General features: G+C 37.5%; 12 protein-coding genes and 1 pseudogene. 1 reads left to right on the top strand and 12 read right to left on the bottom strand.

From position 1 onward, the window contains the following. Positions 1 to 2: 2 nt before the first annotated feature. The 4 genes from ppaX to hprK all read right to left on the bottom strand — a co-directional run bounded on the left by ppaX (position 3) and on the right by hprK (position 3416). Positions 3 to 644, bottom strand: coding sequence for a pyrophosphatase PpaX (gene ppaX / locus BK579_RS04885; RefSeq protein WP_078543933.1), 642 nt, complete (start codon positions 642 to 644; stop codon positions 3 to 5). Continuing rightward, positions 634 to 1578: a nucleoside recognition domain-containing protein gene (locus BK579_RS04880; protein ID WP_078543932.1), complete on the bottom strand. Its 945-nt coding sequence runs from the start codon at positions 1576 to 1578 to the stop codon at positions 634 to 636. The genes ppaX and BK579_RS04880 overlap by 11 nt, the downstream gene beginning before the upstream one ends. Before the next feature lie 16 nt (positions 1579 to 1594). After that, positions 1595 to 2407: a prolipoprotein diacylglyceryl transferase gene (gene lgt, locus BK579_RS04875; protein WP_078543931.1), complete on the bottom strand. Its 813-nt coding sequence runs from the start codon at positions 2405 to 2407 to the stop codon at positions 1595 to 1597. Between the two features lie 73 nt (positions 2408 to 2480). Continuing rightward, entirely contained in the window at positions 2481 to 3416 is a 936-nt protein-coding gene (gene hprK / locus BK579_RS04870) for an HPr(Ser) kinase/phosphatase (RefSeq protein WP_078543930.1), read from the bottom strand. 369 nt (positions 3417 to 3785) lie between these two features. On the opposite strand from hprK, the gene BK579_RS04865 reads away from it, so the two are divergent. Next, positions 3786 to 4460 carry a hypothetical protein gene (locus BK579_RS04865; protein WP_078543929.1) on the top strand — a complete coding sequence of 225 codons (675 nt, stop codon included), beginning with the start codon at positions 3786 to 3788 and terminating at the stop codon, positions 4458 to 4460. 973 nt (positions 4461 to 5433) lie between these two features. On the opposite strand, the gene BK579_RS04855 is transcribed toward BK579_RS04865, so the two are convergent. The 8 genes and pseudogenes from BK579_RS04855 to BK579_RS04820 all read right to left on the bottom strand — a co-directional run bounded on the left by BK579_RS04855 (position 5434) and on the right by BK579_RS04820 (position 16038). Beyond that, complete coding sequence (locus tag BK579_RS04855; protein WP_078543927.1) at positions 5434 to 5799, bottom strand: phage holin family protein; 366 nt, start codon at positions 5797 to 5799, stop codon at positions 5434 to 5436. Beyond that, entirely contained in the window at positions 5799 to 5996 is a 198-nt protein-coding gene (locus tag BK579_RS04850) for a PspC domain-containing protein (protein WP_078543926.1), read from the bottom strand. Before BK579_RS04850 ends, BK579_RS04855 begins: the two co-directional genes overlap by 1 nt. A 4-nt stretch (positions 5997 to 6000) precedes the next feature. Further along, positions 6001 to 7125: a DUF4097 family beta strand repeat-containing protein gene (locus BK579_RS04845; protein WP_078543924.1), complete on the bottom strand. Its 1125-nt coding sequence runs from the start codon at positions 7123 to 7125 to the stop codon at positions 6001 to 6003. Positions 7126 to 7150: 25 nt separating this feature from the next. Next, positions 7151 to 7450, bottom strand: a complete 300-nt coding sequence (locus BK579_RS04840) for a magnetosome magnetite crystal formation protein family (protein WP_078543922.1) — start codon at positions 7448 to 7450, stop codon at positions 7151 to 7153. A 267-nt stretch (positions 7451 to 7717) separates the two neighbouring features. Then, positions 7718 to 8506, bottom strand: a complete 789-nt coding sequence (locus BK579_RS04835; protein ID WP_078543920.1) for a serine/threonine protein kinase — start codon at positions 8504 to 8506, stop codon at positions 7718 to 7720. 795 nt (positions 8507 to 9301) lie between these two features. Continuing rightward, positions 9302 to 12175: an excinuclease ABC subunit UvrA gene (gene uvrA, locus BK579_RS04830; protein ID WP_078543918.1), complete on the bottom strand. Its 2874-nt coding sequence runs from the start codon at positions 12173 to 12175 to the stop codon at positions 9302 to 9304. A 7-nt stretch (positions 12176 to 12182) separates the two neighbouring features. Beyond that, positions 12183 to 14159 carry an excinuclease ABC subunit UvrB gene (uvrB, locus tag BK579_RS04825; RefSeq protein WP_078543916.1) on the bottom strand — a complete coding sequence of 659 codons (1977 nt, stop codon included), beginning with the start codon at positions 14157 to 14159 and terminating at the stop codon, positions 12183 to 12185. A gap of 595 nt (positions 14160 to 14754) precedes the next feature. Continuing rightward, positions 14755 to 16038: pseudogene (locus BK579_RS04820) on the bottom strand (MFS transporter). Positions 16039 to 16209 lie beyond the last annotated feature (171 nt).

Genomic DNA, 16209 nt, shown 5'->3' with positions numbered 1-16209 from the left:
TCTTACTCAGCTCCAACGATTTTAATTAAATCATTCATGTGCTCAAGCATAAAATCCGGCTCAAACGTAGCTAAATATTCTTTCCCTTTAACTGTCCATGCAACTCCCGCAGTTAATGTTCCTGCATTCTTCCCTGATAAAATGTCATGTGAATTGTCACCGACCATAATCGCTTCTGATGCTTTCGACTTCAACTGTGATAATGCAAGCTGAACTGGCTCCGGATCTGGCTTTGCATTTTTTACATCATCTAATGTAACAACGACATCAAAGAATTGATCTAACCCAGTAAGCTTTAGGCCCATATTTACGGTGTTTCTCATTTTTGTTGTTACAATTCCGAGCTTATAACCTTTTGCATGGAGTTCCTTAATTCCCTCATAAACTCCTTCGTACTCTTTAACAAGAGCATCATGATTAGCAATGTTATGTTCTCGATAAGTAGCAATCATTTCATCTACTCGATTTTCATCAAGTGCAACAAAAGAATCATATAAAGGTGGACCAATGAATTTCAATACATCCTCACGAGTAAATTCATTCGGAAAATATTGTTCAAGTGTATGCATAAATGAAGAAATAATAAGGTCATTCGTATCAATTAATGTTCCATCTAAATCAAATAAAAGTGTATTAATTCCCATAAGAAGCTTCCTTTCTACTATTCTGTTCTACCCGTTTCCAAATATAAGCAACCACCATCGTTAGAATTATGGCTGTAACTACACGAAATAGTAATAATGGTAAAACAGGTATCCCAAGAGGTATGAATATCAGTGTATCCTCAATCACAGCATGACATGCAACAAGGAAAATAAAAGCTAAGGTCAAATCCTTTTTCGAAACATCATCTTCTTTTGCTGCCTGAATCATTACTCCAGCCCCATATGCAAGCCCAATTAGCAAACCTGCCGCAAGTGTGGTTGAGGTGTTCTCTTTCATGCCGAGCATTCTTGTAAAAGGTGACATCCACTTCGAAAAGGTATCTAGCCAGCCTAACTCTTTTAAAAATTGAATCGCAATCATTAACGGAATGATAATGAGAGCTAACTGCAAAATACCAAATGAAGCTTTTTGAATACCTTCTAGTAAAATAGCAAACCAGCCGACAGCCAGTTCTTCAGACGGTTGAACGAACCCGTACTTTGCAAGTTCGCCGCCACCATTCCATACTAAATTGATTACGATCGCTGAAAATAAAGCCAAACCAATTCTAACCGAAACAATGATCCAAATTTTTATTCCTACTTTTGCCGCCACGGAAGACTCTATTAACAGATTGTGTGAAAAAGATAACATCACTGCTAAAATAAATACTTCTTTTACGGTTAAATCAAGTGTTAAAATGGCACCAATCGCAGCATACAAATTTAGAAAATTCCCAATCACTAAAGGGATTGCTGCATCCCCAGACAACCCAAATATACTCATGATAGGAGCAATCGCACTAATCAACCAACCTAAAACGGGAGTATATTTTAAAATCGTAACAATTAAAGTAATTGGAAAAATGACTTTCCCCAAAGTCCATGTTGTTTTAAGACCAACCAATAAGCCTCTCTTGCTGGTTTCAAGCACTCGACTCTCTCCCCTACTAGCTTTCTAAGTATCTCTCTTTCGCTTGCCCCTTAACTCTTCTATAGATAATAATAGCAACTGCAACTGCAACTAAAACAATTGAAATCACTTGTGCAATCCTAAGCATATCAGTAAGCATCAAGCTATCTGTTCGAAGTCCCTCAATAAAATACCTTCCGACTGAATACCAGATCACATAACTTAAAAATAATTCCCCACGTCTTAAGTTTACTTTTCTTAATAATAATAGCAAAATGAATCCAACAAAATTCCAGATTGATTCATAAAGGAATGTAGGATGATAATACGCGCCATTTATATACATCTGATTAATAATCCATTCAGGTAAATAAAGATTTTCTAAAAATGCTCTCGTTACCTCTCCACCGTGTGCTTCCTGATTTATAAAGTTTCCCCAACGGCCAATTGCCTGGCCGAGAATAATACTTGGTGCACCAATATCAGCTAGCTTCCAAAAGCTAATGCCACGCTTCTTAGCAAAAACAATGGCAGTAACAATGGCACCAATCAGTCCTCCATGAATGGCTAACCCGCCTTCCCAAATCTGGATGATTTGACCTGGATTTTGTGAATAATAGTCCCATTTAAAGATGACATAATAAGCACGTGCCGAAAGAATAGCGATTGGAATCGCAAAAAGCACTAAATCCACAAAAGTATCTTTATGCAAACCACGGCGTTCTGATTCCTTTACTGCAATAAAAAGTCCCAGCATCGCCCCAATACCAATGATTAATCCATACCAATGGATAGCTATCGGTCCTAGCTCAAAAAAGACTGGATTGATCGGTTGTATCCCGTTTTCCATAAGTTCACCTTCCTTTTGTTAAAAAACATTAATATCTATTTTTGTAGACATATTATACATTTAAAAAACTGGTTTATAAATCTTCATGCTCATTGTCTTCAATCACATCCGTTAGACGTGCTGAAAACTGCTCAGCTGCATTAACACCCATTCTCTTTAATCTAAAATTCATCGCAGCTACTTCAATAATAACAGCTAAGTTTCGGCCTGGTCGAACAGGAACAGTTAACTTCGTGACGTCAGAATCAATTATACGCATATATTCATCTTCAAGTCCTAAACGATCATATTGCTTCGTTTGATCCCATAATTCAAGGTTAATAACAAGAGTAATTCTTTTATAGCTTCGAACTGCTCCCGCACCAAATAACGTCATCACATTAATAATTCCCAATCCACGAATCTCTAACAAATGCTCAATTAACTCTGGAGAATTACCGATCAACGTATCTTTGTCTTCTTGTCTTATTTCAACGCAATCATCAGCGACTAAACGGTGACCTCGTTTAACAAGCTCTAAAGCAGTCTCACTTTTACCAACACCACTTTTACCAATAATAAGTACACCAACACCATAAATATCGACTAAAACTCCATGGATCGCTGTAGATGGTGCTAACTTACTTTCTAAGAAGTTTGTGATCCTACTTGAAAGTCTGGTCGTTTTCTCTCCTGATCTTAACAATGGTACGGATTCACGTTCACATGCTTCAATCAACGCGTCTGGTACATCCATTTCACGAGATACGATAATTCCGGGAGTAATATCAGTACACAGCTGTTCCATTCTTGATTTTATTTCATCTAGTTCTAATCGTTGAATAAATGTAAGCTCAGTTTTTCCTAACAGCTGAATTCTCTCAGCTGGATAATATGTAAAATAACCCGCCATCTCTATTCCAGGTCTTGATATATCACTTGTGGTAATCGGACGATTTATTCCTTCTTCACCGCTAATTAGCTCTAAATCAAATTTCTCAAGTAAATCCTTTGTACGTACTTTTGGCACTGTGATTTCCTCCTTTTATATGAGCCAATCGACTCTAGAACACTAATACCTATTCTATCACTTTTTTGAACGATTAAAAAATTGAAAATAAGACAAGTTTAATATTTTGTTTTAACATGAAACATTTTCCATTAACTAACGACTATTAATACAGAGACACACAACCTGCGCAGGCCGTGTTCAGTTATACAAGGCTATTTTCATAGACTTTGTTGCTTTTGAAAGATCATCTAAATTCACTATGAACGTTAGTGTGGCATCTTCTTCCTATACTAAAACCAGAATCCAAAAAATCATAGTGCAATTTTATTTAATGTCAAATACCAACAATCGTTTTAGAAAAGAGCCTTAAATAATGGAGGAATTCAAATGAAAATAACGATCATGAAAACAATCATATCAATGCTATTTGTTCTTTTATTTATTAGTGCATGTGGAACAACACAATCTGTGGAGCCTGTTGAAGAAACAAGTAATGGGGCTGCACCAGTTGTTGAAGAATCTACTGAAGAAGAGCTGGAAGAGGAAACAGTAGGTGGGGAAACCTATATTAGATTAATGGATCTCCTTCTACCATACCAGTTTGAAGGAGAGACAAAAGAAGAATCTGCGTTTTTGATCCATAGCTCAAACCAAGGATTCTCTATCTATTTATACGAAGGTTATCAGCTTGAAAGTGAAGAACCTGGTAAAGATATCGTTCTATATACTGAGGATGAAAATGTTTATATGAGAGTTGAAGTACTAGCTCAAGACGCAGACTGGAAGCTTGTCGAAGAATCCTCAACCGAACAACTGAAGTCAGTGAGCGAAACCGTACACCGTGATGTTTTTGCCCAGCCGGATGAGATTTTAGAAAACGCAGTAATGCTTCATGCAGATAATGAAAAAGAGTGGGTACAAATCTTGCTAATTGAAGAAAAAGAAGAAACTCCAGCAATGAAGCTAACCATTCATATCACAAACATTGAGCAACAAGGAGAAGTTGTGGCTCAATTATTAGCCATGGCAAAGACAGTTATGCTTGAGGGACCAGCGAACTGAGTTAATTTAAACATACCTTTCTCCATAGTCATTTGGAGGAAGGTTTTTTAATTTTATAAGTACAGGAAAATGTCTACCCTGAAAAACGAAAAGCGGAAGGCGCTCGATCATCGGCGACAGGCATAAGGCGAGACTGCTAGAAGGTTGTTCTTTAACCTTCTAGCAGGATTGACTTAGACCTGAGAGCCGATAGCGCCTGGAGCTAGACACTAAGCTAAGTACAATTTTTCATACTCCATGGTGCTAATTTTAATTAGCATTGATGTCTACCCTGAAAATAAATTTGGTTGTGGAGTTCCATGAGCTGCGATCCACTTGCTTTCCGCGGGGTGGTCCGTGAGCCTCCTCGTCGCCAGGGGCGGGCTCCTGTGGGGTCTCACGAGACCACTCGATCCCGCAGGAGTCAAGTGGCTCTCCGCTCATTCCACACTGAGGAGGAAACATTTTCATTCACCATGGTGCGAAATACTTTTTTAGCATGGATGTCTACCCTGAAAATAACTTAGGTTGCGGAGTTCAATTCGCTGCGATCCACCTGCTTTCCGCGGGGCAGTCCGTGAGCCTCCTCGTCGCTTTTAGCTCCTGCGGGGTCTCACGAGACCGCTAAATCCCGCAGGAGTCAGGTGGCTCTTCGCTCATTCAACACAAAGTATTTTCATCCTTCATGGTGCGAATTTTATTTGCATGGTTGTCTATCCTCAAAATCACCTAGGTTAGTGAGTTGCATTCGCTGCGATCCACCTGCTTTCCGCGGGGCGCCCGTGAGCCTCCTCGTCGCTTTTTGGCTCCTGCGGGGTCTCACGCTGACCGCACATCCCGCAGGAGTCGAGTTGCTCTTCGCTCATTCCACACATGGTAGGGACACATCTTCATACCTTCAGCAAATACTAGTTGGCATAAAGGTCTACCTTGTCTCCACAAACAAAGAGCCCATGAGAAATTGGACATTCCCACAAGCTCTTCTACTATAATGCTATTTTCTTTTCTTCTCCTGAATCGGATCAATAATAACCTTTTGAATGAGCAAATTCAAAATAGAGATGATAATCGCTGCCAACACCGCAGTCCCAAAACCGTCAATGACAAATGAATCACCCATAAGACCTTGAGTAATCATTAATGTAATCGCGTTGATGACAAATAAGAATAACCCCAATGAAAGTACAGTAACTGGCAACGTTAAAATAACTAATATCGGTTTTACAATGATATTTAACACCGATAAAATGACACTTGCAATAATAGCAGCAGTAAGACCTTCTAGATGAAAACTATCAATATATCCTGCCACCACAATTAATATAATACTGTTAACAATAATACTTAGGATCCATTTCATTACTTTATAACATCCTCTTCATTAGGTACAACAAAGATCCAAACAATATAAATTAGAAAGAAGGTTCCAAAGCTTGCGATTAGACCAAGTACAAACAACACCCTTAACAAGGAAGCATCAATGTTAAAATACTTTGCAAGCCCTCCAATTACGCCACCCAACTTTCGGTTTGACCGTGAACGATATAAACGATTCATTTTATCACCTCACATCATTTGGCTTTATGATAACCGAACCTGTTTTGGTGTCAGCGAAAATATATAGTTTTTCACCTTGTCCTTCACCTGGTTTTGTTTTAAATCTCATGTACTTCTGAACAACTTCACTTTTTTCCTCCACTATATTCATATGTGGAATTTCACATGAAAATCCACCTAAATTAGATTTTAACTCACCATCAATTGGACGAGTAGTTGGGGTGAAGATATCAACATTTCCTGTAGTGGTTCTCACTTGTAACGTATGACATTGGTCATCTATAAGCCTACAAATCACATTCCCGTTAAAACTTTGAACATCAAGCTTTTCCATACTGCCCGTTACATTAATCGTTCCATTAATGGTTTCAAGCTCACATTCTTTAGTAAAACAATCATTTAATTCAATATGTCCATTTGCCGTCTCAAGCTCCACTGAAGTAGATGCTAACTTACTAAACTTAATTGAACCATTGGCTGTTTTCCCTTTAAAGTGCTTTACATTTAAACCTTCCCCACTTATTGGGCCATTAAACATTCTCACTTTAACATGCTCATATTGTTCACTTGGTACAAACACCTTAGCAACTACTTTCATTTGCTTTTTTTGAACAGAGAAACGAAGCTTGCCACCTTCAATTGAAAAAATCACATCTTGTAAAAATGTACTTCTTGCTGCTTCTGTTGTATCAAGCTTATATACCTTGGCTTCACATTCGATACGTACGTCATTTTCATTCCAAGGAATAATATCTACACTCCCATTTGCAACATCTAAATCGATTTGTTTCAGTAACACATCTGAATGTTGAAATATATGGTTTACTTCAACACCATTTCCGAAATTAAAATCTAAATCTAAGTCCTTTATTTTCTTAACCGCCGAATCAATAAAATCCACCAACTTTGACTTAACTGAAGATTGTTTATACGAGTGGTTTTTTTGTTCGTGAGTGTTTTGTTTTCCCTTTTCGACCTGTGTACTAACTTCATGTACATTTGATTCTGACTCGAAGGTAGATTGATTTGTTTGCTTTGCCTCTAACGCTTCCAAAAGCGTTAAAGCTTCATTTGCATTTAATTTCCCTTCTTCGACTAGCTTTAATATTCGTTTCCGTTCTTCACTCATTTTCCATTTCTCCCCTCTAGCTTGGTTAAGAAAATACCTTAATACCTTTTACTACATTCCAAATAACTACAGCAAGGTTTACTACCCCAAATATAACCACAAACAATAACACCGATGTGCCCATAAACATTGGCTCCCCAATAAAAAACAATAACAAGAAAAGGGGTATTGATAGAAAAGGAATCAAATGCGACAATAACGCCGCCTTTGCATGCTCCTTTACACTCCGATCATCCACAATAAAATAAACTACGATTGGCAATATAAGTCCTGCAAAAAACACACTGAAATAACATAATGAAGAAATGAGTTTATTCGTATCCATCCAATCATCTCCTTTCCTCTATTTACGAAGAAAATGAACGATTAGTTTCAACTTTTTTTTATGTTATTTTTTTAAACAAACGTTTGATTAGTCGACAAACCCTTGGTGTATCTACTCTTTAAAAATTTAAACAAACGTTTGTTTAAATTCGATAGAGTGATAAATTTTAAGTTTTCTAAAGATGACCTTCTATATCTTTATTTTATTACAAGAAAATAAAAATAAAACCAGCCACCAGGCTGATTTTATGATACGACTTGAGGCTTATTATTTAATTATTTTTATAACATCCTTAACATCGTTTATAATCTCATCTACTTCTACATAACCTTCATCAAGCTTAAGCAATTTTCGAATCATCTTATGAATGGATGGATGAAGATCTAATTCATCCTCCCAGCTGCTTTCCTTCTTTGAGACAATTTCATAATTTGAGTACAATAAGAATAATAAAAAGTGTCCCAAAGCGTAAAAATCACTTGTTAAGGATATTTCACGAAAAGACCTTTTATGATGTGACTTCGGGACTTCTGAGAGATCATCTGTTGATTCGGTATAGGAAAGCGCTAGTCCGAAATCAATAAGGTAGATCTGGCCATGATCATAAATAATATTTGGTAATCGTAAATCGCGGTGAATGATTCCACATTCTTCATGTAGATATTTAACCACTTTCAGTACCTTTAACAAGATTTGCAAACACTCAATTTCACTGTACTTCTTGCCTTGAAATAAGACAAGCTCTTCAAAATTTTCTCCAGGTTTAAATTCCATCACTAGAAAGTATCTTTCTTCCCATTTAAAATAATTCAGTAGTTTTGGAATGAAGGGATGATCTAGACTCTTAAGGTTTTCAACTTCTCTTGCTAGTAATTTACTATTCTTTTTCCTTTTACGCTGTCTAAGCTGCTTGATAACTACAAATTGATTCGTTTTTAATTCAGTAGCTTTATAAACCAAGCCATAACTTCCCTTACCAATAAAGCGAGTGATCTTATAATGAGAATCTACAATCGTGCCACTTTTAAATGGAATTTCAAAAATTTTAGTTAACATGTTTTAGCTACTGTGTGATCTACCGAAAAAACTACTAGATTTGGATTTTTTCTTATAATACTTATGTCCATACTTTGATTGATGACCGTAGTGTTTATGCTTGCCTCGACTACTAGAATATTTCCGTCCATGCATTTTGCTTTTTAAAAGGTCTGTAATTATCTTTTTTAACATATGTGAAACTCCCCTCAAATTTTTAATAAAAATACTCTTTCCTGATACTTGTTGCTAGTTGACTTACTGTAGGGAAAAAAGATGGCACTCTACTTAGTTCAGAGTAAATAGGAAAGTCAAAAGCAACAAAGTTTACGATAATATTCTATAAAAAAAACGCTCCTACCTAAATGGTAAAGCGTTCCTAAAATAGCGAGGTCTTTACCATGATTGGCAAAGGTCTCGCTAACAACGTCCGGTTGCAAATAGGGCCGAGGATTTAATCCCGTAATGACGACCTTACTTTGACAGCTACTCCCCTTTGGAGTATTTAATTAATTTTATTTTATCAATTTTTGAAGGGCTTTACAATAGTCCTTCTTTCATATTCCTTGGTGGGAATTGTAATGATAACAAGTCTACCCTGAAAAAAGAAATGCGGAAGGCGCTCGTTCATCGGCGACAGGCATAAGGCAAGCCGGCTGGAAGGTTGCTCTTTAACCTTCTTGCCGGATTGACTTATGACCCCGAGCCGATAGCGCCTGAAGCTAGACACTAAGCTAAGTATAATTTTTTATACTCCATGGTGCTAAAGGTTCAATTTAATCCTCTTCACCCGAAACAGGCGAGAGTTAATAAATTTTATTTTGCAACTGTTTCTTTTTCTTCAATTCGTTCTTTCATTCGTTGGCGGTCTCTTTCGAGAATAGGTCTTAAATATGTTCCAGTATGTGACTCCATCACTCTTACTACTTCCTCAGGCGTACCGGTAGCAACAATTTGACCACCTTTATCTCCACCTTCAGGACCTAAGTCAATGAGGTAATCCGCCGCTTTGATCACATCAAGGTTATGCTCGATAACAAGGACCGTATCACCGTTATCTACTAGCCTCTGCAACACTTTTAGAAGACGAGAAATATCGTCAACATGTAATCCTGTAGTCGGTTCGTCTAGTATATATAAGGATTTCCCCGTAGACCTCCGGTGTAACTCAGATGCAAGTTTCACACGTTGAGCTTCTCCTCCAGATAAAGTTGTCGCCGGTTGTCCTAGGGTGATATAACCTAATCCAACGTCAAAAATGGTCTGAAGCTTTCTTCTGATTTTAGGTATATTTTCAAAGAAGTTTAACGCATATTCGACGGTCATGTCTAAAATATCTGAGATGTTTTTATCTTTATATTTTACTTCTAATGTTTCACGATTATATCGCTTTCCATGACATACTTCACAGGGGACATATACATCAGGTAAAAAGTGCATTTCAATTTTAATAATTCCATCACCACGGCAAGCTTCACAGCGTCCACCTTTCACATTAAAGCTAAAGCGACCTTTTTTATAACCTCTCACCTTCGCTTCATTAGTTGCTGCAAACACATCACGAATATCATCAAACACACCTGTATAGGTAGCTGGATTTGAACGTGGAGTTCGTCCAATTGGTGATTGATCAATATCAATGACTTTTTCAAGATGCTCAACACCTTTGATCTCTTTATGTGAGCCAGGCTTTGCTTTTGCATGATGAAGTTTTTGAGCTAATGATTTATGAAGAATTTCATTAATCAAGGTACTTTTCCCAGAACCAGAAACACCTGTAACGGCATTAAAGGTACCTAATGGGATCTTCACTGACACATTTCTTAGATTATTTTCATTTGCCCCTTTTATCTCGATAAAACGACCATCAGGCTTCCTACGCTCGATTGGAAGTGGGATGAATTTTTTCCCTGAGAGATACTGCCCAGTTAGAGAATTCTCATCTGCCATTACCTCATTTGGTGTTCCGGCGGAGATCACTGTCCCTCCGTGAACTCCTGCTCCTGGTCCAATATCAATCAAATAATCAGCAGCCATCATCGTATCTTCATCATGTTCTACAACGATAAGTGTATTACCGATATCTCTCATCTTTTGCAGGGTAGAAATCAAACGATCATTATCTCGTTGGTGCAATCCAATTGAAGGCTCGTCTAATATATATAGAACACCCGTAAGTCTTGAACCAATTTGAGTGGCTAAACGAATACGCTGTGCTTCTCCACCAGATAACGTACCTGCCGCACGACTTAATGTTAAATAATCAAGACCAACGTTAACTAGAAATCCTAATCGTTCTTTAATTTCACGAAAAATCATATTAGCGATTTTCATTTCTTTTTCGGTTAATTCAACATCTGTAAAGAAATCCAATGCCTCATTAATTGAAAGTCCCGTTAGATGACCGATATGTTTTCCTGAAATTAAAACTGCCAAGCTTTCTTTCTTCAACCGGTTACCTTTACATGTCGGACATGCCTGCTCAGCCATATATTTTTCCATTTGTTCACGGATATAATCTGAGCTTGTTTCCTTATAGCGTCTTTCCACATTGTTTATTACACCTTCAAATTGAATATAATTTTCACGAATTTGGCCAAAGTCATTTTCATATCGAAAATAAATTTGATCATCGCCACTGCCGTATAAAATTTTATCCATCAAGTGTTTAGGGATGTCTTTTACCGGTACATCCATTTCAATTCCATAATGATTGCAAACCGCTTCAAGGAGCTGTGGATAATATTGTGAGCTTGTTGGTTCCCAAGGTGCGAGGGCATGTCCTTTTAACGTTAAGTCCCAATTCGGAACCACGAGCTCCTCATCCACTTCAAGCTTTGCACCTAATCCATCACAATCAGGACAAGCCCCAAAAGGACTATTGAATGAAAACATTCTTGGTTCAAGTTCCCCTATTGAGAAACCACAATGTGGGCATGCATGTAACTCACTAAACATGAGCTCTTCTTCACCTATCACATCAATCATTACCTTACCTTCTCCAAGTCTTAACGCCGCTTCAAGAGAATCAGCAAGTCTAGTCGTTACACCTTCCTTTACAACGATACGGTCAATAACAACTTCAATATTATGTTTCTTATTTTTTTCAAGCTCAATGTCCTCTGAGACTTCCCGCATCTCTCCATCTACTCGAACGCGAACATAGCCTTGCTTTTTAATGTCTTCAAAAACTTTTACATGTGTTCCTTTTCTTCCAGAAACAACAGGTGCCAACACCTGCATTTTAGTACGTTCTGGATATTCTAAAATTCGATCCACCATTTGTTCAATCGTTTGGGATGTGATCTCTATTTTATGAATGGGACAAGTCGGTCTACCAACTCTTGCAAATAATAGTCGTAAATAATCATATACCTCTGTCACTGTTCCTACTGTTGACCGTGGATTTCTACTAGTTGTTTTTTGATCAATTGAGATCGCTGGTGAAAGACCCTCAATCGAATCTACATCAGGTTTATCCATTTGCCCAAGAAACTGACGAGCATAGGCAGACAAAGATTCAACATACCTTCTTTGCCCTTCCGCATAGATGGTATCAAAAGCTAATGAAGATTTCCCTGATCCCGAGAGTCCCGTAAGAACAACTAATTTGTCTCTTGGGATGGTCACATCAATATTTTTCAGATTATGGGCACGTGCACCTTTAACGATAATCCGTTCCATTACCATTCTTTCGTCATCCTTCCGCTTTTAACTCTAAAATAAGATCTCTCAATTCAGCTGCACGTTCAAAATCTAATGATTTAGCCGCCTCTTTCATTTCCACTTCCATCTCAGCAATCACTTTTTCACGTTCTTTTTTCGTTAAGTTAGCGAGCTTCGGTGCTTCGTAATTCTCTCCATCTTCAGCCGCCTGAGTAGCACGAATGATATCACGTATATCCTTACGAATCGTTTGTGGTGTTATGCCATGAACCCGATTATATTCCTCTTGAGTTTCTCGGCGTCGTTGCGTTTCATTTATAGCAATTTCCATTGAATTAGTGATTTTATCTGCATACATAATGACATGTCCATTTGAATTACGTGCTGCTCGACCAATTGTTTGAATAAGGGATCGCTCTGATCTTAAAAAGCCTTCCTTATCAGCATCTAAAATAGCGACCAACGACACCTCTGGAATATCTAACCCTTCTCTTAATAAGTTGATTCCAATCAATACATCATATTTACCCATCCGTAAGTCTCGAATGATTTCAATCCGTTCTAATGTTTTAATTTCTGAATGAAGATAGTTTACTTTTATGCCAAGATCTTTTAGATAGCTACTTAAGTCTTCTGACATCTTTTTCGTTAAAGTAGTAATCAATACGCGCTCATTCCGCTCAACTCTTCCATGAATTTCACCTAAAAGATCATCAATTTGACCTTGAATTGGACGAACATCAATCGTCGGATCAAGCAAGCCAGTTGGACGAATGATTTGCTCAATCATCTCTGGAGAATGTTCAATTTCAAATGGTCCAGGTGTGGCAGATACATAAACAATTTGATCAATGTGTCCCTGAAACTCATCAAATCGGAGAGGCCGGTTGTCCATTGCAGATGGAAGTCTAAAGCCGTGGTCCACTAGTACTTGTTTCCTCGCTTGATCTCCATTAAACATCCCTCGGATTTGAGGTAGGGTAACATGTGATTCATCTATCACAATTAATAAATCTCTTGGAAAGAAATCCATTAACGTATATGGTGTTGAACCTGGAGGACGAAGGGTTAAATGACGTGAATAGTTTTCTATCCCAGAACAAAACCCCATCTCTCTCATCATTTCCATATCATAATTCGTTCTCTGCTCAAGTCGTTGAGCCTCAAGTAACTTGCCATTTTCTCTAAGCTCAGCTAACCGTTCCTCAAGCTCTGCTTCAATATTCTTTATCGCTAATTGAACCTTTTCTTCACGTGTAACGAAGTGAGATGCAGGATATATGGCAACATGTTCACGTTCACCGATAATTTCACCTGTAAGTGCATCAATTTCTCGAATTCGATCAATTTCATCTCCGAAAAATTCCACTCGAATACAATGTTCATCACGAGAAGCAGGGAAAATTTCAACAACATCCCCACGTACACGGAATGTTCCTCTGCGAAAATCAATATCATTGCGCTCATATTGGACATCAACTAAACGGCGAAGTAATTGATTTCGCTCTAACTCCATCCCCACTCTTAATGACACAACAAGCTCTTTATATTCTTCTGGAGAACCTAACCCATAGATGCAAGAAACACTAGCGATTATAATTACATCTCTACGTTCAAATAAAGATGACGTCGCAGAATGTCGTAGCTTATCAATTTCATCATTCGTACTCGCATCTTTTTCAATAAAGGTATCAGACTGAGGTACATATGCTTCAGGTTGATAGTAGTCATAGTAACTTACGAAATACTCAACAGCATTATTGGGGAAGAATTCTTTAAATTCACTATATAATTGTCCCGCTAATGTTTTGTTATGAGCAATAATCAATGTGGGACGATTCACTTCTTTAATTACATTTGAGATGGTAAACGTTTTACCAGTTCCAGTTGCGCCAAGCAAGGTTTGGTGCTTTTTCCCTTGTTTCAATCCTTCTACAATTTGTTTAATTGCGCGGGGTTGATCTCCTTGCGGGGAGTACTTTGAGACTAATTCAAATTGGTCGTTCACAAACAAGCCCCCATTTCAAATTTAAGTGTTTATGTAAAGTATCTCTGAATGAATGTTACTTATTAAATGTGTTTTTGATATTTTTTACAATTCAAGTAAGGATATTGTACCACACTTAGGTATAAAATCACCAAAAATACGAACTGGTGTTTTGTGGAGATTGAAATTAAATTGATTTATTTTAATGGTTATAAAAAGGTTTTAATACCAAAAGGCTTGGAATCAATTCTGACTCCAAGCCTTTTTTATTCAGACTACCCTGAACAATACTTGGGTTAATGAGTTCCTATCGCTTGCAATCATATCGTGTTGCAAAAAGTCAGGGAAGTGCCTGCATTAGGCCATAGTCGGAACAGTAATTCGGCGAGAATTATTGGAAATCCGGCGGGTTTTGAGCCGAATACGGCGGGATAGGGAGAAAATACGGCCAGTCCTTGCATTCTGACCAATCCAGAGCCATAATCCGGCGAGTATCATCGGAAATACGGCCAACTTTGAGCCGAATCGGGCGAGATAGGAAAAAAATACGGCCAGTGCATGAATCCAGACTAACACCCAAGAGAGCAATACTAACTTCTGTTTTAAAACCCCTTTTTTACACTTCCTTACTTTTCAACAGAGCTACTGATTCCTCTTGATATCCTTCTTCACCATATCTAGGTAGAATTAGTGCATAATAGATTCCTACTGCAAGTAAACAGCCACCGACTAAGAAAAATAGTCCTTCAATTGTAATGCTTTTTTGGAAGGTTAACATGATGATTCCTAGTGTAATAGATTTAGAAAGCATTATAAGTGGGGAAATCCAGCCCTGAACTCGCCCCATCATTTTCGGGTCAACAATTCTTGGTAACCAACCACCAATTCCGATATTAAATAAGGGTAAGCTCAAACCAACCACGACATTAAGAGCTAGAAACATGGTAATACTTTGCGCAAAGCCTGTTAAGACGACAAAAACTCAAGAGATTAGTAATCCGATTACAATCATTTGATAAATTTTTAATTTTTTGGCTACAATGGACGCTAGAACACTTCCAATTAGAACAGAGCAACCAAAAGCTATTCCCATATAAATTAAAATTTGCTCATAGTTTTCAGGTGCTAGTTTATATTTTAAAATATAAGTAGGCATTACTGAGAAGTCACCGTTAACAATTCCAAAAGCGAAGAAACCAATAATTAAATAGAATAATAACTTTTTATTGATGATATAAGAAAAGCCTTCTTTAAAGTCTTCCAATACTGATTTTAAGCTAATTTCCCTCCAAACTATTTTTCCATTAGGTAATCTAATTTCCTCATTCAATACACATGCTTTAATCAAAATAGCACTAATTAAATACGTGATGCTGTCAAAGATAATTGCACCTTGAATTCCAAATGTCCAATAAATATAAATTCCTAATGCATTTCCAAATAACATAAACAAGCTGCTTGTCATTTGGTTGAGGCCTGCTGCTACCGTATATTCATCCTTCGTTAATATTCCTTGAATCATTGCTCCTTGTGCAGGATAGAAAAACCTAGATACCGCACTTCGTAAAAACAATAATGAAAAGATCAGTGGAATGCTATCCATATAAATAGCTGCCAATAATCCCAATGAGAATAGCATACAAATTAAGTCAGTATAAGCAGCCACCTTTTGCCGGTCCATTCGATCTGCAATGACTCCAACAAGAAAGAAAATAAACAGAGTTGGTAATGAATACATCAATTCTGCCATAGTCGCGTAAAACGGTTGTTCAGAAAAACGATTAAGTAAATAAAGCATAAATGCAGAAATTCCAATAATGCTTCCCATTTGCGAGGTAAACGCCGCAAAAAACAATAACGAATAATTTCGGTTCTTAAATATTGTTAAAATATCTCTCATTTTCTCCGATTCTCCTAACATTTTGATCTGTTAACTTTATGATACCGACTATTTCAATTGCATGTAACAGACTATGGCTCCTTTTTAACTCAGCCTTAAGGCGGAGCTTGAAGAGGGCTTTGGAGTGGTGAAAGCTTCAGTTAGAGATAATAAAAAAACGAGTCTGCCCCA

It is taken from the genome of Litchfieldia alkalitelluris, from assembly GCF_002019645.1.
In the GTDB taxonomy this organism is placed as follows: domain Bacteria; phylum Bacillota; class Bacilli; order Bacillales; family Bacillaceae_L; genus Litchfieldia; species Litchfieldia alkalitelluris.
This window is presented reverse-complemented; position numbering and strand designations above follow the sequence as displayed.